This window comes from Blautia sp. MCC269 (assembly GCF_018785655.1).
Lineage (GTDB): Bacteria > Bacillota > Clostridia > Lachnospirales > Lachnospiraceae > Blautia_A.
Genome location: NZ_WQQE01000006.1, coordinates 111,438 through 132,796 on the forward strand (window position 1 = coordinate 111,438; position 21,359 = coordinate 132,796).

Sequence of the window (21,359 nt, forward strand, 5' to 3'; positions counted from 1 at the left end):
CTCCTATACCAGAAGCAGCTGTCCGCCGTTGGTAATTCCATAATCTCTCAGACATCTTTCCGGGGAAAGAATCTGTTTGCTTCTCACGTCGCAGAGACATAATTCACTGACATTTCCTCCCATTTTGCTGGATTCTTTCTGGCAGATTATGGTTGCCATTTCTTCTATTACCATTGCAATTCCCAGACCTTCATCGATTTCCATATCGTAGGTCTTTTCATATACCGGTACATATACATCTACAATTATCATTTTTCTGCATCTGCTTTCCCAGCAAGTGGAATAATCAACCGTGTAGAAGTAAGTTCCCCATCTACAGACGGCAGCATTGCCACTCCTGTTTTCTGAACCTTATTCTGTTCCTTATATGAAATATAATCAAAATTGAGAATGTTCTGTGCACCTACATTTCCGCCGAGATGCAGACCTTCTTTCTTTTTGACCAGGTTATTGTATATTGCGTTTCCTTTGACTTTCGTAATCTCATCCGGCGTATACGCGGAGATAAAGTAAATTCCCAGGCCTGCACCTTTTTCTGTGATGTTTTCCAGGAATCCTGCCATAAGCGGCACATCTTTTTCCGGATACATAATATGGTTGATAAATTCCGGAAGATTACTGATCATCATGCAGGAAAGACCCATGGATGCCATCTCCTGATAGATCTCAAGATCGCTCTTTCCGGCTGCTTCCATCTCTTTTTTGCGTCCGTTTTTCTCAATGATCTCCGTCTGCCATTCCATGAACGCATCGTACATTTTTCTGTCTGTATCAATGAATACGGCATTGTTTTCTGCTGCGGCCTCTTTGAGTTTTCCTGAAAAATCTGCCACATACATCTTCATTCCTGTCTGTGCTCCCATCTTCATGAGAATCTTAAGGAGATTTTTCTTTCCTGTCTTCGCACGGCCGGAAATAAGATAGCTGAAGATCCTGTGAAGATCCAGCGCATACGGATTGGCATTATCCGCATCGTATCCGATGGGAAGAAGGTGTCCGCTCTGAAGCTGCTCTTTTACTGCATCCAGTTCGATAAATTCATCAAGGACCGGCTCATCCGGGATTACAGGAACCTGTTTTGCTTTTTTGCCATGCCATGCTGCATTCAGGCGCAGACATTCTTTTTCGATTTTTTCGATACGTGAATAATCGTCTTCGGCTTTCACTGCAAGTGCTGTCTGATATTCCAGAACAACATCGCCCTGTTTTACAAGTCCACGTCCCTTTACGCCTGTTTCCGGAAGAACCTCAATCTGCATGGTGTGAAGAAGATCCATATACTGGAATTTGTCTCCCATTTCAAGGCAGATGACATTTTTGATGTTTCTTCCTACATTGTTTGAGATCTCGGTAAGCCCGAATCCTGCTGCGGAAATAACAAGGTAGATTCCGCAGGCTGCTCCGTCTCTGGAAAGGTGTACCATCTGTTCCTCATAAATATTTCCGGTCTTTTCCCTGAAACTGGAATACTGGTCAATAAATACAAAGACTGCCGGTACTTTCACGCCCATAGCCTGAACATACTGCTCGTAGTTACCACCTTTGAAGAGTTTTTTCCTCTCTTCCATAAGTTCTGTGAGCATATTAAAAAATCTGGAGATTTTTTCGGTATCATGCTCGTACATCACACCGCCCACATGTGCGGATTTTTCGAATCCACGCATGGCATTGCTGGAAAAGTCGATGCAGTAAAGGTTCACATATTCCGGAGAATATCTGTGAATCAGGGAGTATGCCAGTGACTGCAGGAAAACACTCTTTCCGGTTCCTACGGAACCGATTACAATCAGATGGCCCATAGCTGCAAAATCAATTTCCAGGGTACGCTGTGCCTGATTAACCGGGTCATCGCAGAGACCGATCGGCGCTTTTAAGTTCCACTTCTTCCATGTCGGCCAGGAACCTGCGTTAAATGTAGTCTCGCAGTATCCGGAAAGCTCTTCCAGATAGAGATTTTCCGGAAGGACAGGCAGCCACAGAAGGAATTCATGGTCATATCCACGCTCTTTTGCAACTTTTCCAAGATATTCCACAACAGCATCCAGCTGGGTTTTCTGTTTTGTTTCCGGTATCTTGACGGAATGTGCACTTTCTTCCTGAATGATATAATCTACTTTTGCACCAGTGCTTCTGTCGTTTGCCATGCAGCAAAGTCTTACGATATTTTCCATTCGCTGGAGGCCGTTTTCACCGGAGGATACATTGACGTTGTTCTTTATGAGATTATCGGTTACTTTCTCCGCACACTGTCTTAAGAGTACCGGGTTGTTCAGAAGGTGTTCCGGAGTATTGCCATCTGCAATTACCTGTTCCGCTGCCTCTACGAGTTTTTTCAGCCACATTGCCTTGGCTTTTTCCTGTCTGTGCATCTTCATACGGTTTCCGACGATGGCAGTTCTTCCGTGAATGGTCATCATACGGACGGTTTCATTTCCGTTGTCTCCTCCGTCCTCATCGTATGGAGCACCACTGTAACCGGACTGGAACAGCTCATAAAGCTCATCATTTCCTACCTGCAGGTATCCACGGCCTGCCTGGGTGATGTAAGCTGCATCCGGTTTGTGAAGCATGTCGTTACTGTCCTGCTTGTCCTGTACGCGCAGACACAGACGGAATTTGGAGTTACTCCAGATATTGTCATCTACTGTACCGCTTGGTTTCTGTGTGGCAAGAATCAGATGTACACCAAGGCTTCGTCCTACCTGAGCAACACTGATCAGCTCTCTCATGAAGTCAGGCTCTTCTCTCTTAAGTTCCGCAAACTCATCGATGATGATAAACAGATGCGGTACCGGAGTCTGTGCTTCATTGGATTTGATCAGTTTGGTGTAGGCGTTGATATTGTTTACACCATAATCGTTAAAAATCTGCTGTCTTCTGCGGTTTTCACTCTTTATGGATACCATTGCACGGTGGATCTGGTTTCCGGAAAGGTTGGAGATCTGTCCCATCATATGTGGCAGGCCTGAGAACAGATTGGCCATTCCACCACCTTTGTAGTCAATGATAAAGAATCCGATATCATCCGGGCTGTAATTGATTGCCAGGGACAGCATGTAACTCTGCAGGGTTTCACTTTTACCGGAACCTGTTGTTCCGGCGATCAGGCCATGAGGTCCGTGATATTTTTCATGAACATCCAGATAGCAGAGGTTTCCGCCTGCTTTTTTTCCGAGAAGACCGCGGATGGAATCGTAGGTACGGTTTTTTGCCCATCTGGTGGCAACGTCCAGCTCTTCCAGTTTACTGATTCCCATCATATCAAAGAATGTTACAGAGGACGGAATTTCTCCACCGTTCTGCATCTCTTCCACTTCAATGTCAGACAGTTTCCGGGCAAAGCTTTCAACCGATGCGTTGGTGATATTGTCAAAGCAGACACTGATCCGCTCCTGCTCTTCTCCACGTACGGAATATACTCCTGTAAATTTGCCGCCGTCATGTTCATTGGCAATAATGTATTCACAGCTGTTTGGAAGATCTTCAAATTTTTCTGCCAGAATAATGGTGATCAGGCCCAGCTGCGGGTCTTTGTCGAAGACATATTTACTGATCAGCTCATTGTTCAGCATGGAAATATCACTGACAACCAGAACGTATAATGGCAGGGGAGCTTTTTCTTCCCCGTAGGCTTTTTCTTCTTTTCTTTCACGGAGAAGCTGAGTCAGTTCATAGTAAACGTCTGCAACTTCTTCCGGCTCATCTGCCACAAAACGGAATTTCCGGTCTGTGGACCAGGTATGCGGGAACCACCGGAATGAACGGAAACACTCCTGCTCCGCTCCCAGGTTTTTGTTGTATGTAAGTACCATTTTTACATCTGTATAGCTGTTGGCAGCCGCAATCTGTGTCAGAAGAACACGGATTACTTCATAGGCTCCCTGCTTTTTGGAGCCGCCAAGAACACCTATCAGAGAATGAGAAAGAAGATCTACACAGATCGGGACATCCTGCATTTTTTCGAACTTCTTCCGGATCTCTTCCGGTCTGTCTGCAAGAGCATCTTTGTAAAGCATAAAGCGCTCCGGCGGAATATTTACCGGTGATGGAAATGGCAGGGCACCGATTCCCAGTCGATGGTACATAAAATCGGTATGTGTCACATTACGGTTCCAGAGTGTGGAATTGTTATCCCGGAGGGCACAGATCATGTCTGCGGAAGGATACCGGTCATTTAAGATCTGGATATCTTTTTCGTACTGTTCTTCAATTTTCTTTTCGATATCTGTAAGGTATTCCGCATAGGCTTCTGTTCTGTGCGCTTCTGTTTCCACGCGGACTTTTGCATCGTATTTCAGACGCACGCCGCCCCATACAGCTCCAAGTACCGCAGAACCAAATGCGGTAATAAGTCCTGTATACATAAAGACAGAAGAATTACTTCCGCTTCCTACAATAGACAGCACACAGCCCAGTGTCATGGGGATCGCCATGGTAAGGGCCGGGCCTACTGTGAGATACCAGGGAGCTCTTCTGGAATTGTCTTTTCCGGGAGGCCCCTCGATAACATAGGGTTCCACGTCGATAACTTTCAGATTTCGTGGAATTCGGTTGAAATATTTCTTTTTCTTTTCGGAAACAGGGTCCGGAGCTGCTGCTATTACAGCATCCATAATGTCTCCGCTTTCCAGTGGGACAATTACATCTTCTTTAATGCGGAAAGATCCTCCCGGTTTTTCAAGTGCAAGGAAATTTCCCAGAAATACCATCTTCAGTCCAATGATGTTGATGGTATCTCCATACTGCAGCACATGCATCTGTTTGATCCGGTTATGGTTGACATAAACACCGTTTCTGCTCATGTCCCTTAAAATATAGTTCATATGGTTCATTTCAATGGATGCATGGATGCCCGAAACCAGTCCCATGGAATCGTAGCAGATGTGGTTATCCTTGTTTTTTCCGATGTAGATTTTTCCTTCCGGTGGCAAAAGATATTTCTTGTATACAGTAAAACCGCCTGTTTTTTCCTGTATCATAACTGCAAAATTTAATGTATTAAACAGTTCAAGATTCAGTGCCTCTCCATTGTGCAGACCTTTTCGGATATAGCTCTTTCCGTTCTTTACGATTCGATAATTTTCACCCTGGACAAAACGCCATTCTCCGTCCACAATTTCCATTCTGACCAGAACATCATCGGAAAGTGAAAATATTTTCTGCTGAAGTACAATTGTATAATCGGCATTATCAATTGCAGGAAGTATAAAATCCTGATATATTTCCTTGCTGTATATTGTCAGTACATAGCTCATATCTTTCGCCACCTCATGTATTATCTGCCTGTCAGATAATATTATTTTTTAACGCAGATGCTTCCTGCTGTGCCTGCTGCTCTGCACGGTCGTACTCGTCAGCCATTGTATTTAAGTCTGTAACATGTTCCTGGATCATTTTGTTGATCTTGGAAATGTCTGCTTCCAGGCCTGCAAATTTACTCTGATAAGCGCTTGCTGCCTCACCGGACCATACAGCTCCTGTAATTCCTGAAATCAAGGACAGCATCTGTGATGTCAGGTTCTGGATTTCGCTTCCGTAGCTGCTGAACTGGCTTGATGCACTTCTTAATTCCTGTGTTGATACTTTGATTGTTCCATCCATGTTATTTTCCTCCTTATACAGTTCTTGTTGTTCCCACGCTTACGTTCTTGGACTCAGCCTGCTCATACTGGGAAACGATGGTGAGAAGTCTTGAATAGTATTCATCTACTGCTGCCTTAAACTGATTCATTTTTCCGGCATCTGTGTTGAACGCATTCTCAAATGCCTCTTTTGCCTGGCCTTCCCACATTCCGCTCAGGGATTTTTCGGATGCCATTAATTCTTCAACTTTTTTTGCAAAGTTGTTGTTTAATGTGCTGAGCTCTTCTGCTTTCTGTTTAAGTGTGCTTGCTGTTACCTGAAATTCTGCCATAAAATTTCCTCCTTTTTTCGGTCAGAGCATAACCGTTTTATTTATACATTTCGTTTAAGAGCCAGTTCCAGTGCGGCCATCTCAGCATTATAAGTTACCTGTGCGATGTTTCTGATTGCCGTCGCTGTATTTTTCAGCTCCCTGCTCACATTAAGAATATCTTTCTGGACTTTTTCTGCTTTACGCAGATAATTTCCCGCGTTTTCCCCTTTCCAGTTTCCGGAAATGGTACTCATCGCATCTTCCATACTTCCGGATGCGATCCTCTCCAGCCTGGCAGCGGCATTGTCCAGTTCTTTTGCCTGGCCTTTGGCCTTTGCGAAATTCATCTCTATGGTATAACGACTCATACATCCCCCTCCTGTTCAAACAGCTATTATATCAAGCGGATATCTGGTTAAAGTATGTTGTTTTTCAGGCCTCCGGATTCATTCTGGTTGGCCTGCTCTACGGTTGAATAGTTTCCGGATATCGTCAGTAGCTTATCCGGATATCCCTTCAGCTCCTGAAGAATTTTCTGCATTGCTTCCTGCTGCTTCTGATAAAGGTTTTTGGCACGGTCCGCAGCTTCCCCTTCCCAATATCCTGACATCTGGTTTACTTTCTGTGAAATTTCATTCAGACGGTTTTCCATGGTGGAAATTGCGCTTTTTGCGTTTTCCGCTCTTTCTATCAGCGCTTCTGTCTGAACTTTTATATGGGCATCTGAACCCACTCCATATCCAGCCATAAATTCTCCTCCTCTCAGACGCGTATGGAACTGATCCTGCTTTCGACCTGCTGCTCACAGTTCTGGTATTCATTCTGTGCCGCCACAAGTGCGGAAATGTATTCCCCCAGCAGTCTCAGCGTTTCCTGCATACTTTCCTGATCGGAATTGAACACACTGACCAGTGCGTCATGAGCCATTCCCTCCCAGCTGCCATTCAGTGCATGAATGGCATTCACAAGCTCGTCCAGACTGTTCTGGGCTGCTTTCTGAAGATTTTCCATATCCGCAAATTCTCTGGACATGGTACTTATATTTGCTCTGATTCTGTCCCCCATAACTTTTCTCCTTCCTACCGTCCGTCTTTTGACAGGCTTCTCAAAAGTACGGTACATAAAATCATACACACAATTGTCATTCCGCCCATAATCAGCCAGTTCTGCGTCAGATGCGCTCCTGTTGATTTGAAAATTTCCTGAAATTTGTGTTCTGCCGTCGGAATCTGCTGCTGGATTTTCATGGTAAGATCATTCAGCCGTGCAATACTTCCAAGGCTTTCCACGGACCATTTGCTGATAGTCACATAGGAAATTTTTTCACCTGCACCTTTCAGTTCAAAAAGAATTCCCGAAAACAGCAGCTGTATAATCAGCACAAACGGCGCCAGCGTCATGGCCTTATCTCCGCTCTTTGCAAGAGAAGAAATCACAAATCCCAGTGCCATAGCAGCTTCAATTGTCAGCCATACTGTAATAAAGGTTTCCACAAAGGGACCGGAGAAAAGAATTCCCTTATCTGCCGCTCCTACGGTAAGGGTAAAAATTCCGGTAATCAGAAGCGCCTGTACCAGGCCAAGGATCGTCTGTACCGCAAACTTGGATAATACATACCAGTGCAGTTTCAGATCTCCCATGTATTCTCTTTTCAGAATGACTCTTTCTTTACAGATTTCCTGTATGGAATTGAAAAGTCCGATCCAGATTCCCGCACAGCTTAAGGAAAACAGGATGGATTTCGTGTCTTCATAAATATCAAAAACCTTGTCATTGGCAACCACTGACAACAGCAGTGCGATCAAAATCGGCTGCAAAAACAGAATCGCCAGTCTCGGAAGATCATTTTTCAGAAGTTCCATATAACGAAGGGTAAGGATCGGAAGCTGCCGGATCTGTACGGATTTTTTCTTTTTCCGTATCTCGTCGCCGCCTTTTTCCTGGATGTATTCTTCGTTCTGGGATGCCTGTCTGTATTTCTGCGCCCATGCCACAGGCTCCTCTGTGATCATATTGTAGATGTCTACCAGATTCTGCGTATTGAAGAAACGTTTGGCTTCTTCCGTAGTTCCGCAGAAGCAGAGCCTTCCGCCCTGTCCCATAAAAATAACCTTGTCGCAGAGTTCCAGGCTCTGTGTGGTGTGGGTAACCATGACGATTGTTTTTCCCTGTGTTTTGGAAAGGCGGCTTAAGGTAATCATCAGTTTCTGTTCTGTTCCCGGATCCAGGCCGGATGTAGGCTCGTCCAGGAAAAATACACTCGGATCAGCAAGCAGTTCCACGGCTATGCTGGCACGTTTTTTCTGTCCGCCGGAAAGCTTCCGGATCAGGGTGTTCTGATGCTGGATGAGTTCCACCATTCCCAGTACCTGATCGATTCTTTTGTTTTTTTCTGCTTTTGAGGTGTCGGAGGGCATTTTCAGGTCAGCGGTATAAGACAACATCCTACGCAGCGTCAGGTTTTCAAAAATAATGTCCTCCTGGGGAACGTAGCCGATAATGCTCTTCCACTCATTGAAATGGGGTTTGAGCTCCACTCCATTATATTTGATATTTCCTGCAAATTTTTTGTCAAAACCACTGATTGCGTTCATCAGTGTTGTTTTTCCTGCACCGGAACCTCCGATAATTGCCACAAAATCATTGCTTCCGATGTGGCAGCTTACCTGATCCAGTATTTTTTTGTTATTTTTTCCAACGTATTTGTTTACATCGGTGACATCAATATGGGTACCCTGTCTGGATGTCTTGTAGAATACATTTCCATCGGTGTACAGCAATGTACTGTTCAAGATGGTAATAACGTCTTTCTCATGGAGTACTGCTTTTCCGTTTACAACTTTTCCGTTGAGAAAAATTCCGTTGGAACTGTTATCCACAAGTACTGCCCTTTTTCCCTCTTTTATAATACAGGCATGTTTTCTTGATATGCAAGGATGGTTTAAGATGATGTCATTTCCGTCCCCACGTCCAATGGAAAGCCTGCCGGAAAGCAGAGGTGCTTTTCGCCATACGCCCTTTTCTGATACGTTTGTATACAGAATTACGATAGATTTGTCCGGCGTGCTCTGTCTGGACTGGACTCTTAAGATACTTCCGCTTTTCAGCTCATGGTATGTTGTATTTCCATGAAGATACTTCTGATATCCGTCTGTTTCCACAATGGTTCCATTGGTACTGTTCAGATCTGCAAACAGCACCCTGGGGCCCATAAATTTCAGTTTTCCATGTACATGAGAAATAATATTCGAACGAATGACGATATCACACTGTACGGGATCTGATCCCAGTATCAGACGGTCTTTTCCAAAAGATTCCAGAGGAACTTCCTGAATTTTTCCAAAATTATCAATGATAATGAGATATTTTTTCTGTTCCACACTTTTCTCCTTCTGTATCTCAGAGAAGCTGCAGAAGATTATCCCGGTCTCCCACGGCAATCCAGCTTCCTCTTTCCACGGTGCACATCACACCTTTCTGAAGAGGAACTGCTTCTCCATCTACATCATTATTTCTGAAAATACAGGTTGCCGTACTGGAAATGTCAACAATCCCGTAGTCATTACTTTCACTATTAAACCGGATCATACAGTGCACGTTATCCACTCCCGGTTCCGTCATAATCAGCGCACATCTGCGTACATCTCTTCCTACCAGGATTTCGGATTCTCCCATTTCGATCTCCATGTTCTTCATGTTTCCAAACATACATCGAAGAACCGGTTTCTGTTCTTCCTCATCCACGGTATCCTCCTCTTTCTGCTCCCGTAGCATCCGCACAACAGAAACAACAACAATTCCCGCAAACAGGGCCACGCAGATCCAGAACCCGGCACAGAAGGACTCTGCCACTGCCGTCCTGACTGTCTTTTCTATGTCCACATCCAGCACCTGTTTCAGAAGTCCGGAAACCTTGTATTCCGCTGTTACTGCTGCTATGCTGTGTGGAATAATCAGCAGGTAGTCCACAAACAGGCTTACAATTCCCAGAAGCGCAGATACTGCTGATACAACTTCCGAGGATGTTTTGTCAGAAAATCCAAAAACTGCCGAAATGACCGCAAAAACATAAGGGAGAAACAGAAATACTGCAAGTTTCCAGAATACTCCACCCCTGTCGATTCCCAGTTCTCCAAGAATATCCTGTGCACTGGATGTATGGGAGATCAGTTCACTTGGGGAAATTTTCAGATACTCTTCTGATATTCCCGCAAACTCCAGTATTTTGTCCAGAATCGGGATTTTTCCTGCCAGATTGATGTTTACATAATCAAAAAAAGCTGTAGCAATAATACATACACTTAAAACAGCGATTATTATACCCCAGCTTTTTTTCTGAATCTTTTGATTGTTCTCTTTCATACTTCCCGCGTCCTTACTTATATACAGATATTATGTAAAGATTATATCATCTGCATATCATAAAATCCAGACTTTTAAAGGCTACAATTCCCTGCCGTTTCTGCCGGAAAGTATGTCAATAATGCTTTTTCTATGATGTTTCTGTCAAAAATTCCCGATCTGTGACGTATATTCGTCAATGCGTTCCAGAAGCTCCTGATTGGAGTAATTTGTCTCCCTGCAGATATATGCACAGAGCATTTCTGCGGCAAACATTCCTGCCACATAGGAATTATAAAATTCACTGCTGTCGCCCCTGGCAGTCAGAACCACGTCTGCGAACTTGGCTGCTTCACAGGTAGGTTTGTCTGTCAGAAGGATGATGGAAGCTCCCTGCTTATGTACCATTTCTGCAGTGAGATACATCAGCCTGGAATATCTGGAATAGGTAATAAAAACAGCTGCGTCTCCCTTCTTAAGATCACTGGCAAAATCAAACATATTCTGACCGTGGCTTCCGTAATTGTACACATGGGGAAGGGTCTGTCTTAGGATGGTATTCAGAAATTCTCCCACACAGGTAGATCCTCTTGAGGAAAAAATATATTTCACATCACTGTTGATAAGAATACTGCTGGCCTTACGGTACTGCTCTTCCGTGTTGCTGGCGATGGTACTCTGAATATTGCTGAGAGTGTAGGCACATACGGTATCCTGTACCGTTGCCTTGTGCTCTTTTTTCTTAATTGCTTCAATACGCTCTGCAGGGATGAGAATTCCGGTATCCACGTCTCTGGACTGTTCTGCATAAGTTTCCCGCAGAAAGCTCTGAAAATCCGGATATCCGGTAAATCCCAGAGTTTTGGTAAGCCGGATCACGGAGGAATAGCTCACGTTCAGCTCTCCGGCCAGCTCTGTTGATGTCATAAAACAGCATTTCTGCAGATTCTCGAGAACATAATCTGCAACTTCTTTTTCCTTTGGTGTCAGCTGTGCTGAAATAATCAGATTCTGTAACTGATTTTCCATGAAAGATCCTCCCCGTCATCGTTATCGCTGGTAAAGCGTTTGGTTTTTTTATTTTATCACAGGCTTATGGAAAAGCGCCAAAAAGATATAAATATTTTTATATATATTTTCATGAATAAAATTATTTACTTTTCAGATACAGCGTGCTATACTCAGCTCATCAGATGAATAATATTATTCTTAAACGAAAGAGAAAAAATATTTATTTTCAAAGGAGTGGTAACAATGGCAGATAAAAAGTATAATCCTTACGACAATATGCTCTCTGTCCTGAAGCAGTCTGCAGAGGCTCTTGGTCTCAGCTACGAAGATTACGCAACACTTTGCTACCCGGAACGTGAACTTAAGGTTTCTATCCCGATCCGTATGGACGACGGTTCCATTAAGGTATTTGAAGGATACCGCGTTCAGCATTCCAGCGCACGTGGACCGTGCAAGGGTGGCATCCGTTACCATCAGAATTCCGACATGGACGAAGTAAAAGCTCTTGCAGCATGGATGTCCTTTAAATGTGCCGTTGTAAATATTCCTTACGGCGGTGCCAAAGGCGGTATCAAAGTTGATCCGTCCAAGCTTTCCAGAGCGGAGCTGATCCGTCTTACCCGTCGTTACACCACACGTATCCTTCCGATTATCGGACCGGATAAAGATATCCCAGCTCCGGATGTTAATACAAATGGTGAGGTTATGGCATGGATCATGGATACTTACAGCATGTTCACCGGCCATACTGTTCCAGGTGTTGTTACCGGAAAACCGATCGAGATCGGCGGCTCCGTAGGCCGTGTGGAAGCTACCGGACGTGGCGTTACCATCATCGCTTACCAGTGCATGGAAAAGAACAATATTGACCCTGCAAAAGCATCCATCGCTGTTCAGGGTATGGGAAATGTTGGCGGAACTGCCGCTGAGATTTTCTATAAGAATGGCCAGAAAGTTGTTGCTGTCAGTGATTATACCGGCGGTCTTTACTGCGAGGACGGACTTGATATTCCGGCAATCCGCAAATTTATTTCCGAAGGAAATACCCTCGATAAATACGAAGCAGAAGGTGTTTCCCACGTTACCAACGACGGCCTGATCACATGTAAATGCGACGTTCTGATCCCGGCTGCCCTGGAGAACCAAATCACAGAAGACAACGCAGGACGCATCCAGGCCAAACTCATTATCGAGGCAGCCAATGGACCGACTTCTGTTGAGGCAGATGAGATCCTGAACTCCAGAGGAATTATCGTATGCCCGGATATCCTTTCCAACGCAGGTGGTGTTGTTGTTTCCTACTTCGAGTGGGTACAGAACATCCAGAACCTTACCTGGGATCTTGATGAAGTCAACAAGATGCTTCAGAAGATCATGCTTACCGCATTTAACGAAGTTTATGCCCTCAGCCAGGAGAAAAACGTAACACTCCGTATGGCAGCATACATGGTTGCTATCAAGAGAATTACCACCGCAGGCAAACTCCGCGGCGGCCCGATCTCCATGGGCTGATAACCAGACTGTAAACCCAGACAGCCAAAGAATCCTTATCTTACACAAATATACAAAAAATCTCCGGCAGGATACCAGGAACCGTATCTGCCGGAGATTTTTGTTGTTTCTACTCTTTCATAAACTCCCGTATAATTTCCCTCATGATCTCTTCTTCCTCAGGAGAAAGCATCTTGCTGAAGTGACTTCCTGTTGCGGCTGTCTGGCGGATACTTCTGGTGATCTTATCCACAATCTCTTCCTGCAAAACGGGATCTGCTTTCTGGGGAACCGGAACTTCTTCCACCCAGGTCCGGACCTGTTCCACGTAGTCTGCAAGAGAAGCCATCACCAGTTCTTCTTTGTACGAAAAATCCAGTCCCTGACGGAGAAGCAGCAACGCCACAGGCACTGCCGCACCTATATAAAGATACAGCATAGGCAGGCCTTCTCTGTGTCCCAGTCTGCTGTTGAGAAAAACAGACAGTGCCAGAAGAAAGGTACAAAACAGGGACGGATACCATACAAAACGGTTCATTCTGTGCCAGAGCCTGTCCCTTGACTTCCACAGGTTCAGCCATTTCTCTTTCAGATTCTGTAATCGCTGTGTATTTCGAATCATTCTTCGGTAGGTAAGGTTCGTTGCCAGCATCCCCAAGCCGCCGATACATCCCATAGATGTCATGACGTAAAGGGGGATGTTCAGCTTCATGATCGTCTCCAGCATAAGCTCCTCCCTTTCCCTACGGTTTCACACAGTTTCCTGTGCAAACTCCTTTAGAAACAGTATACCTCTGAAAGAAAGGTCTGGAAAGAATTTTCGTTCGTCAAATGATTGCCCTGTTTTCGGTCTTTTTACATTTCCTGCAGTGCTTTGACTACATTTTCAAATTTCATGAAGTGGGAAGCTTTTACAAGGATGGTGTCTCCCTGTTTCACATAGGTGCTCAGGTTCTTAAAAAGGCTTTCCAGATTGTTTTCCTGAATAACAGTTAAGTCCGGATTGGTCTCAGATGCTTTTTTTGCAATGTGTGCCGCAAGCGGTCCCACACAGATGCAGGCATCAATCTTACAATGGCCTGCATGAACACCTACGCCCTCATGAAGTGCAACTTCGTCTGTTCCAAGTTCGCCCATATCTCCAAGGATGGCAACTCTTCTTCCAAGTCCGTCCTGAAGAACATCCAGAGAAGCTTTCATGGACATAGGATTTGCATTGTAGCAGTCATCTACGATCATGAACTTGTCAGTCTCGATCATATTGAATCTTCCACTGACCGGTTCCAGACTTTCGATACCGTTTTTGATCTGCTCTGCATTCAGTCCGTAAAGTCTTCCGATAGCTGCTGCCGCCAGTGCATTGGATACCATATGGCGTCCAGGCATTGGAATCTCCACGTGGAATTTCTGGAACTCTCCGTTCTCTGCCATTTTTCCCTTGAGACAGATATCGCAACTCATTCCTTTCAGTCCGCGGCTCTCCACATTTTCGCAGGTAACGGAAGCATTTTCTCCGTTTCCGAAAAATACCGGCTGGATGCCGTTGTATTCTTTTACAGTAGAGAGTTTGTCGTCATCGCCGTTGAGTACGATGTTTTTCTTCACATATTTAAAGATCTCTGTTTTTGCCTTCAGGACACCGTCTCTGTCCCCAAGATTTTCCAGGTGGCAGGTTCCGATGTTTGTGATCACGCAGGTGTCCGGTTTCGCGATTTTTGCAAGGCGGGTCATCTCACCGAAATCACTGATTCCCATTTCCAGAACTGCAATCTCGTCCTCATCACGGAGGCGGAATACAGTCAGCGGAAGTCCCAGCTCATTATTGAAATTTCCCTGGGTTTTCAGTGTGCGGTATTTCTCTTTCAGGACAGAAGCGATCACCTCTTTTGTGCTGGTTTTTCCAACACTTCCTGTAATTCCCACAACCGGAATCTCCAGCTGCTCCAGATAAAACTCCGCAATGTCTTTTACTGCCTGAAGAGAAGATTCTACCTGAATGTACGGATAATCCGCACCTTCAAGGACTCTCTCGGATAAAGTTGCAAGTGCGCCTGCTTCCATCACCTGGGGGATAAAGCGGTGAGCATCCACACGCTCTCCAACTACCGGAACAAAAAGACCGCCTTTTTCCACTTTACGGCTGTCTGTTGTGATGGCAGTTACTTCTTCCTGAAGTTTTTCCTGAGGTCCGTGATAAATGCCGTTACAGACTTTTGTGATATTTTCCAATGTAAGATTTTTCATGATAAAATCCTTTCTTTTGCCACAAACTCCTCCTGTTGTTCTGTCAACGGGAGGAGTTATGGTCAGATATTTTATTTTCTGTATTTCTTCAGAGAAATGCGGATCAGCTCTTCGCAGAGATCCGGATAGTCGATTCCCAGAACTTTTGCTTCCTGCGGAATCAGGCTGGTTGGTGTCATTCCCGGAAGTGTGTTTGCCTCCAGGCAGTACATATCGCCGTTTTCTTTCATCATGAAGTCAAAACGTGCGTAGCCTTCGATGCAGAGAGCTTTTGCACCAGCTTCTGCATAGTGCTGCATCTTCTCAGTCAGTTCCGGAGAAATTTCTGCCGGACAGGTCTCTACTGTGGAACCTGCCTGATATTTGTTCTTGTAATCGTAAAAGCCCTGCTTCGGTGCGATCTCGATGATCGGATACGCTTTTCCATCTACAACGGCAACGGAAAACTCACGGCCTTTGATGTATTCCTCAACAACAACTTCATCCTCATAAGAATAAGCACCGTCAATGGCATCCTCATATTCTTTCTGGTTGTTTACAATATAAACACCTACGCTGGAACCACCGCAGCATGTTTTTACAACAACCGGAAATTCCATGCCAAGATCCTGGATGTTTCTTGTACAGTTTTCTTTCAGCATGGAAACACCCTTCGGTGTAGGTACCTGATCCATGAGGAAAATCTTCTTAGTGAGGCCTTTATCCATAGCAAGGGCACTGCTTAAGTATCCGGTTCCTGTGTAACGGATTCCCAGAAGATCGAAGGTTGCCTGAACCTTTCCGTCCTCTCCGTTGGAACCGTGAAGTCCCATAAATACAATGTCTGCTGCCTGGCAGAGTTCCAGAACATTTGGTCCGAAAAAGCTTCTTCTTGTGCGTTTGATTTCTTCGATATCATCATCGAAACTTCTCATATACTCTGCTGCGGAATCTACCTCATAATCTTTATCTCCAAAAGGTTCATCCCAGTCCACCGGCTCCAGTCCGCAGAAAATATCTACAAGAATGGCATTATGACCTTTTTTGCGAAGTGCCTTGCAGACACCGGTTCCTGTTACGATGGAGATCTCTCTTTCTGTACTGGTTCCACCTGCCAATACAACGATATTCATACTTTCATCTCCCTTGATGATTTTGTGTTTTCTTTCTTCGTATTCTTTTAATATTTCTTTTAATTTCTTATTCATAAACTATGATCGGTACTCCTACACTAATATTATTATAAATGGTTGCCGCCTGATCTTTCGGGGTATTTACACAGCCATGGGAACCGTTTGTGATGTAGATCTGTCCGCCATACTGTGAACGCCAGCTTGCGTCATGGATTCCAACTCCGCCGGAAAACGGCATCCAGTATGTAACCGGTGACGCATATCCAGGTCCCTTAAGGACCGCCGGTGAACGCATGGCATCCAGGGCAAAACATCCGGTGGGTGTGGAATAGCCTTTTCGGACACAGCCGGTAACTACCGGTGTATCTACCAGAAGCTGTCCATCTTTATAAAATACCATTCTCTGGTTGGTCAGGTCAATCTCTACATAAGTATTTCCAATATCATTGGTGTCTCTGCAAAGTCCGCTGTATGCATATGCCGGCTGTCTCACTTCTGTAGTTCCCGCAAGAATGGCATTATAAAGCCATTCGGTTTCTGTGGTCTGGTCAATGGCCCAGCCGTAATCACCACCTTTGATGGTTTTCTGGCGGCCATCATACGTGGTAAATGTTCTGGTACAGCCAAAGGTATCATATTTATATCCCAGGCTGTTCACATAGGCCGCAATCTGATTTTTGTCTACTGTATAATCTCCGTTTGCATCTTTTGTCAGCCAGTCTTTGATGGTGTTACGGTCAAGCTGCTCGGACCGGTCTGAAAAATCGTAGGTGATCACACAACTGGTAAGCTTGTTCATCTGATCACAGTCTTTTTTCAGAGTGGCATCATCTTTGTATACAGACGGCTTTTTGTAGCAGTCTGTCTTTTCCAGGCTGACACTTTTATCTCCTGCGGAAATGGCTTTCCTGATCACTTTCTGGACTTTTTTTGTATCCAGGGTAGTTCCTTCTTTTTCCGGCTGGATTTCATAGGTTTCACCGTTGTCTCTGATACATGCGTCTTCCGGTTTTTCCATGTTGTCTTTCTGCATGCATTTCAGTTTTTTTACGGTTTCTGTCAATTTATTCTGGTCATTGTATTCGGTTTCTGTTTCCAGTGTATATTTTTTCTTCTGATTGAAAGCCAGGAACCATTTGTAGCGGTCCTGTTTTTTTATCAATTTCTTTGCCCCGTCACCTGGTTTATACACCAGTCCGGCTTCTTTTGCAGTGATGCTCTCTTTTCCGTTATTTCTTGTCTCTACGGTAAGAACATATGCCTGCACTTCTTTTGCCAGAAGATTCTCGGTTTCCTCTGCAGTCTTATAGGAACAGTTAAAACCGTTTACCTGAGAGCCTGGCAAAAAATGATCTGTAAAATAATGAACTCCGTACCCGTAAGCTGCAGCTGTAAGGATTAACAGAATTAGGATCAGTGCAAGAACTACTTTTCTGCCGGTTTTCATTTTTTCTTTTTCCTCATCCATGATATCACTCCGATAGTTATAACTGCCCGGTATTACGTACACTGAAATACCGGGCAGCCTGATGTAACAGATTTATTTCTCCAGAAGTTTTTCCACACTTACAAGCTTCACACAGAGAACAAATACCTCTGCTGCCTTGCCAAGTTCCTCAACGCTTGGATAGCTTGGTGCAATACGGATGTTGCTGTCTTTCGGGTCCTTTCCATATGGATAGGTTGCGCCGGCGCCAGTCATGACAACACCTGCTTCTTTTGCTTTGGCAACGATGGCTTTTGCACAGCCTTCCATTGCATCAAAGGAAATGAAATATCCGCCGTGAGGTTTGGTCCACTCACCGATTCCGAGACCGTCAAGTTCTTTATCCAGTGTTGCAAGAACAAGCTCAAATTTCGGACGAAGGATGTCTGCGTGTTTCTTCATATGCTCATGCAGTCCGTTGATATCCTTGAAGAAACGAACGTGACGGAGCTGGTTCAGCTTGTCGTGTCCGATGGTCTGTACAGTCATGTATTTGCGGAAGTCATCCAGGTTCGCCTTGGATGCAGCAACTGCTGCGATACCGGAACCAGGGAAGCTTACCTTGGAGGTAGAAGTAAATTTATAAACAATGTCCGGATTTCCTGCTTTCGCACACTCATCAAGGATCTCAAGAAGGAAATCCTGATTGTCATCATAGAGATGGTGGATGCTGTAAGCGTTATCCCAGTAAATACGGAAGTCCGGTGCTGCCGGTTTCAGATGTGCGAAACGTTTAACGGTCTCTTCGGAATAAGTGTAACCCTGCGGGTTGGAGTATTTCGGAACACACCAGATTCCCTTTACTGCCGGGTCTTCATTGACGTATTTCTCAACCATATCCATATCCGGGCCTTCCGGAGACATCGGAATGTTGATCATCTCAATACCGAAGAATTCTGTGATACGGAAGTGACGGTCATATCCAGGTACAGGACAGAGGAATTTTACCTTGTCAAGCTTGCACCATGGTGTATTTCCCATTACTCCATGGGAATAGGAACGTGCGATAGTATCGAACATTACGTTCAGGCTGGAGTTACCATAGATGATGATGTTCTCAGGCTCTACCTCAGACATCTCACCAAGAAGTCTCTTAGCTTCCGGGATTCCATCGATAACGCCATAGTTACGGCAGTCCACGCCGGTCTCACATTTCAGGTCTGCATCGCCCGCAAGTACTTCCATCATTTTCATGGAAAGATCAAGCTGATCCGGTGCCGGTTTACCACGGGACATGTCCAGTGCCAGGCCTTCTGCCTTGATCTCATCGAACTCACGGTCGAGTTCTTTCTTTAAATCGAGTAGCTCTTCCCTGCTCATCTCACAATATTTTTTCATAAGTTTACTTCTCCTCTTTTTGTGCACAGTTTCATATCTGCGGTTGCTGTGTTTCTTCTGTAAATCTCTCGTACATTTTAGTATGGAAAAGCGCTGTTGTCAAATCTTTCGTGGAAAATCCTGCACTTCTCTTGCATGGCTTCTGTTTTTCCTCTATACTGAAAAAAACATTACTATATAACTGTTATATAAATTTAGTATGAAAGAGGTATAAAACATCATGTGGATTGCAGATGGATGGAAAGAATATGAAGTCATTGATACATCAAAAGGAGAAAAGCTGGAGCGCTGGGGAGACTATCTTCTGGTTCGTCCGGATCCCCAGGTAATCTGGGACACTCCACGTAAGAACCGTGGCTGGAAGCATATGAACGGACATTATCACAGAAGCAGCCGTGGCGGCGGTGAATGGGAGTTTTTTGATCTTCCTCACCAGTGGGAGATCCATTACAAAGATCTTACTTTTAATCTGAAGCCTTTCAGTTTCAAACATACGGGACTTTTCCCGGAGCAGGCCGTAAACTGGGACTGGTTCGGTGAAAAAATCCGCAATGCTGGACGCCCGATTAAGGTCTTAAATCTTTTTGCCTATACAGGCGGTGCTACTCTGGCTGCTGCAGCGGCTGGTGCTTCCGTTACCCATGTGGATGCTTCCAAGGGTATGGTGACCTGGGCTAAAGAGAATGCGGCAGCTTCCGGCCTTTTCGGCGCACCGATCCGCTGGCTGGTGGATGACTGTGTGAAGTTTGTGGAGCGTGAGATCCGAAGAGGGAACCATTACGACGCCATCATTATGGACCCGCCTTCCTACGGCCGTGGACCTAAGGGTGAAATCTGGAAAATTGAGGATGCCATTCATCCGCTGATCAAACTCTGTACAAAGATCTTAAGCGATGATCCGCTGTTCTTCCTGGTAAATTCCTATACAACAGGGCTTGCACCTGCAGTGCTGACTTATATGCTGGCTACAGAGCTGAAGCCGTGGAAGGGAACCGTGGAATCACAGGAGATCGGACTTCCTGTAAAGGAGACCGGACTGGTACTGCCATGCGGAGCTTCCGGACGTTGGAGTTCTTCTCTTCACCCACATACCGACTTATAAAGAGGCATATTATTATCAACTGAAAAAGAGGCCTGCTTTACATGCAGACCTCTTTTTATGTAACAGAAATCAGGACTGGCCACTGTCTCCCATCTGGGCTTCAATAGCATTTCCAAGCCGGTTATAAATGGTGACCGCATCCTGTACATGAAGAGGGTTTCCTGTATTTCCTGCCGCACCGGCAGTTACCAGGATATATTCTCTTCCGTAAATTTCCGCAAAACTTGCCAGACAGAGGCCCGCTTCGCTGGTGTATCCGGTTTTTCCACCCAGAATCTTTCCTCCGGTTACCGAAGTATCGGATAAATTCTTGAACATTGTGCTGTAATAGGTAATTCCGCTGGGATGAATATTGGTAACTCCGGTAGAATGCCTCGGACTTTCAATGATTTCCCGAAATGTATCGTTTTTTAACGCATACTTCAGAAGCACCGCTATGTCTCTTACTGTGCTGTAGTGATCCGGATCATGAAGGCCTGTCGTATCACAGAAATGGGTTCCTTTCATGCCGAGCCTCTGTGCCTTTTTATTCATCATCTCCACAAATCCATCTCTGGAACCGCCTACGGTATCCGCCAGTGCGATACAGCACTCCGCACCGGAGGGCAGCATGGCACCATAAAGAAGATCAATGGCACGGACTGTTTCACCTGGCTGAAAACCTGCCTGTGTGGCATCCTGCTCATAAAGTCCCGCGAACATTTCCTGTGTCAGTGTAATCTCCTCATCCAGATCATCCAGGTTCTCAATCGCCACAATTACCGTCATAATCTTCGTCATAGAAGCAGGATAGATCTTCTCATCGCCCTTCATATTTCCGATGATCTTCCCGCCTTTTACCTGCATCAGTACTGCATAGGGACTGTTGATTCCACTCATTTCCAGTTTACGGACTACCGGCCTCTGCAGAGACTCCATCCAGTCTCCCACTCCCTTGTTCCAACCGATAATTACTACAAGTGTCAGGATCACAATGGCCTCCACAATCAGACAGAGTGCCATTTTTATTCTGTTTATTTCTTTTTTTATTTTTTTCGCTTTACGCTTTTTTGTTCTCAATTTATACTCCCTGTTCAGATAAATTCATCTGCCAATTTCCCTTTTGGAAAACATATCTGCGCTGTTTTCCCCATCTTTTTTATATTAACATAATCTGGAATTTCATCTGTAAACTATATATAAAAAAACTCCAATAATTCTCTAAATCTGTTTGTGCCTTATTGTAGAATTTTTGTTAAAAAAAATCAAGGTGTATAAATGTATAGTCAAGACCACCCGCTTAGCGGGTGGCTTGCTCTGTCCCTATAAGGGACTATTCCCTGCTTGCGCCCGGAAGGC

The 21,359-nt window shown here is 44.9% G+C and carries 18 protein-coding genes; 2 read left to right on the forward strand and 16 right to left on the reverse strand.

Going from position 1 to position 21,359, the window contains the following annotated elements; genetic code table 11:
• Window positions 1-3: 3 nt before the first annotated feature.
• From GPK88_RS01890 to GPK88_RS01935, 10 genes are all read right to left on the reverse strand, one after another.
• A complete protein-coding gene (locus GPK88_RS01890) occupies window positions 4-252 on the reverse strand; it encodes a hypothetical protein (RefSeq protein ID WP_148445394.1) in 249 nt (82 codons plus the stop codon).
• Window positions 249-5,255, reverse strand: coding sequence for a type VII secretion EssC family protein (locus GPK88_RS01895; RefSeq protein WP_215707498.1), 5,007 nt, complete (start codon window positions 5,253-5,255; stop codon window positions 249-251). The genes GPK88_RS01890 and GPK88_RS01895 overlap by 4 nt, the downstream gene beginning before the upstream one ends.
• 31 nt (window positions 5,256-5,286) lie before the next feature.
• Entirely contained in the window at window positions 5,287-5,601 is a 315-nt protein-coding gene (locus tag GPK88_RS01900; RefSeq protein WP_148445401.1) for a WXG100 family type VII secretion target, read from the reverse strand.
• 13 nt (window positions 5,602-5,614) lie between these two features.
• Window positions 5,615-5,914 carry a WXG100 family type VII secretion target gene (locus GPK88_RS01905; protein ID WP_148445404.1) on the reverse strand — a complete coding sequence of 100 codons (300 nt, stop codon included), beginning with the start codon at window positions 5,912-5,914 and terminating at the stop codon, window positions 5,615-5,617.
• A gap of 41 nt (window positions 5,915-5,955) precedes the next feature.
• Window positions 5,956-6,264 carry a hypothetical protein gene (locus GPK88_RS01910; protein WP_148445407.1) on the reverse strand — a complete coding sequence of 103 codons (309 nt, stop codon included), beginning with the start codon at window positions 6,262-6,264 and terminating at the stop codon, window positions 5,956-5,958.
• 47 nt (window positions 6,265-6,311) lie between these two features.
• On the reverse strand, window positions 6,312-6,644 hold the full coding sequence (locus tag GPK88_RS01915) for a WXG100 family type VII secretion target (RefSeq protein WP_173762068.1): 333 nt from the start codon (window positions 6,642-6,644) through the stop codon (window positions 6,312-6,314).
• A 14-nt stretch (window positions 6,645-6,658) separates the two neighbouring features.
• Complete coding sequence (locus GPK88_RS01920; RefSeq protein WP_173762067.1) at window positions 6,659-6,961, reverse strand: WXG100 family type VII secretion target; 303 nt, start codon at window positions 6,959-6,961, stop codon at window positions 6,659-6,661.
• A 14-nt stretch (window positions 6,962-6,975) separates the two neighbouring features.
• A complete protein-coding gene (locus tag GPK88_RS01925; RefSeq protein ID WP_294408809.1) occupies window positions 6,976-9,276 on the reverse strand; it encodes an ATP-binding cassette domain-containing protein in 2,301 nt (766 codons plus the stop codon).
• 19 nt (window positions 9,277-9,295) lie between these two features.
• On the reverse strand, window positions 9,296-10,258 hold the full coding sequence (locus GPK88_RS01930; RefSeq protein ID WP_173762066.1) for an FHA domain-containing protein: 963 nt from the start codon (window positions 10,256-10,258) through the stop codon (window positions 9,296-9,298).
• A 144-nt stretch (window positions 10,259-10,402) separates the two neighbouring features.
• On the reverse strand, window positions 10,403-11,266 hold the full coding sequence (locus tag GPK88_RS01935; protein ID WP_173762065.1) for a MurR/RpiR family transcriptional regulator: 864 nt from the start codon (window positions 11,264-11,266) through the stop codon (window positions 10,403-10,405).
• Window positions 11,267-11,491: 225 nt separating this feature from the next.
• On the opposite strand from GPK88_RS01935, the gene GPK88_RS01940 reads away from it, so the two are divergent.
• The gene (locus GPK88_RS01940; protein WP_148445422.1) at window positions 11,492-12,760 is read left to right on the forward strand and encodes a Glu/Leu/Phe/Val family dehydrogenase; all 1,269 of its coding nucleotides are present in this window, start codon (window positions 11,492-11,494) and stop codon (window positions 12,758-12,760) included.
• Window positions 12,761-12,869: 109 nt separating this feature from the next.
• Here the strand turns inward: GPK88_RS01940 and GPK88_RS01945 are convergent, their stop codons facing one another.
• The 5 genes from GPK88_RS01945 to GPK88_RS01965 form a co-directional block, all read right to left on the reverse strand.
• Window positions 12,870-13,466, reverse strand: a complete 597-nt coding sequence (locus tag GPK88_RS01945; protein ID WP_148445425.1) for a hypothetical protein — start codon at window positions 13,464-13,466, stop codon at window positions 12,870-12,872.
• A 128-nt stretch (window positions 13,467-13,594) separates the two neighbouring features.
• On the reverse strand, window positions 13,595-14,983 hold the full coding sequence (locus GPK88_RS01950) for a UDP-N-acetylmuramoyl-tripeptide--D-alanyl-D-alanine ligase (RefSeq protein WP_215707499.1): 1,389 nt from the start codon (window positions 14,981-14,983) through the stop codon (window positions 13,595-13,597).
• Between the two features lie 71 nt (window positions 14,984-15,054).
• The gene (locus GPK88_RS01955; RefSeq protein WP_148445825.1) at window positions 15,055-16,095 is read right to left on the reverse strand and encodes a D-alanine--D-alanine ligase family protein; all 1,041 of its coding nucleotides are present in this window, start codon (window positions 16,093-16,095) and stop codon (window positions 15,055-15,057) included.
• Window positions 16,096-16,162: 67 nt separating this feature from the next.
• A complete protein-coding gene (locus GPK88_RS01960) occupies window positions 16,163-17,563 on the reverse strand; it encodes a L,D-transpeptidase family protein (RefSeq protein WP_173762064.1) in 1,401 nt (466 codons plus the stop codon).
• A 72-nt stretch (window positions 17,564-17,635) separates the two neighbouring features.
• Window positions 17,636-18,919: an aspartate aminotransferase type Ic gene (locus GPK88_RS01965; protein ID WP_148445435.1), complete on the reverse strand. Its 1,284-nt coding sequence runs from the start codon at window positions 18,917-18,919 to the stop codon at window positions 17,636-17,638.
• Window positions 18,920-19,139: 220 nt separating this feature from the next.
• On the opposite strand from GPK88_RS01965, the gene GPK88_RS01970 reads away from it, so the two are divergent.
• Window positions 19,140-20,021 carry a class I SAM-dependent methyltransferase gene (locus GPK88_RS01970; RefSeq protein ID WP_173762062.1) on the forward strand — a complete coding sequence of 294 codons (882 nt, stop codon included), beginning with the start codon at window positions 19,140-19,142 and terminating at the stop codon, window positions 20,019-20,021.
• 69 nt (window positions 20,022-20,090) lie between these two features.
• Here GPK88_RS01970 and GPK88_RS01975 read toward each other — a convergent pair whose 3' ends face one another.
• Entirely contained in the window at window positions 20,091-21,023 is a 933-nt protein-coding gene (locus GPK88_RS01975; protein WP_173762089.1) for a D-alanyl-D-alanine carboxypeptidase family protein, read from the reverse strand.
• Window positions 21,024-21,359: the final 336 nt, after the last annotated feature.

Coding starts and splice junctions, on each gene's coding strand:
- GPK88_RS01920 (WP_173762067.1), bottom strand. CDS start 6,961: ATGGGGGACAGAATCAGAGCAAATATAAGTACCATGTCCAGAGAATTT.
- GPK88_RS01910 (WP_148445407.1), bottom strand. CDS start 6,264: ATGAGTCGTTATACCATAGAGATGAATTTCGCAAAGGCCAAAGGCCAG.
- GPK88_RS01895 (WP_215707498.1), bottom strand. CDS start 5,255: ATGAGCTATGTACTGACAATATACAGCAAGGAAATATATCAGGATTTT.
- GPK88_RS01975 (WP_173762089.1), bottom strand. CDS start 21,023: ATGGCACTCTGTCTGATTGTGGAGGCCATTGTGATCCTGACACTTGTA.
- GPK88_RS01890 (WP_148445394.1), bottom strand. CDS start 252: ATGATAATTGTAGATGTATATGTACCGGTATATGAAAAGACCTACGAT.
- GPK88_RS01970 (WP_173762062.1), top strand. CDS start 19,140: ATGTGGATTGCAGATGGATGGAAAGAATATGAAGTCATTGATACATCA.
- GPK88_RS01955 (WP_148445825.1), bottom strand. CDS start 16,095: ATGAATATCGTTGTATTGGCAGGTGGAACCAGTACAGAAAGAGAGATC.
- GPK88_RS01950 (WP_215707499.1), bottom strand. CDS start 14,983: ATGAAAAATCTTACATTGGAAAATATCACAAAAGTCTGTAACGGCATT.
- GPK88_RS01945 (WP_148445425.1), bottom strand. CDS start 13,466: ATGCTGGAGACGATCATGAAGCTGAACATCCCCCTTTACGTCATGACA.
- GPK88_RS01965 (WP_148445435.1), bottom strand. CDS start 18,919: ATGAAAAAATATTGTGAGATGAGCAGGGAAGAGCTACTCGATTTAAAG.
- GPK88_RS01915 (WP_173762068.1), bottom strand. CDS start 6,644: ATGGCTGGATATGGAGTGGGTTCAGATGCCCATATAAAAGTTCAGACA.
- GPK88_RS01905 (WP_148445404.1), bottom strand. CDS start 5,914: ATGGCAGAATTTCAGGTAACAGCAAGCACACTTAAACAGAAAGCAGAA.
- GPK88_RS01960 (WP_173762064.1), bottom strand. CDS start 17,563: ATGGATGAGGAAAAAGAAAAAATGAAAACCGGCAGAAAAGTAGTTCTT.
- GPK88_RS01940 (WP_148445422.1), top strand. CDS start 11,492: ATGGCAGATAAAAAGTATAATCCTTACGACAATATGCTCTCTGTCCTG.
- GPK88_RS01935 (WP_173762065.1), bottom strand. CDS start 11,266: ATGGAAAATCAGTTACAGAATCTGATTATTTCAGCACAGCTGACACCA.
- GPK88_RS01900 (WP_148445401.1), bottom strand. CDS start 5,601: ATGGATGGAACAATCAAAGTATCAACACAGGAATTAAGAAGTGCATCA.
- GPK88_RS01930 (WP_173762066.1), bottom strand. CDS start 10,258: ATGAAAGAGAACAATCAAAAGATTCAGAAAAAAAGCTGGGGTATAATA.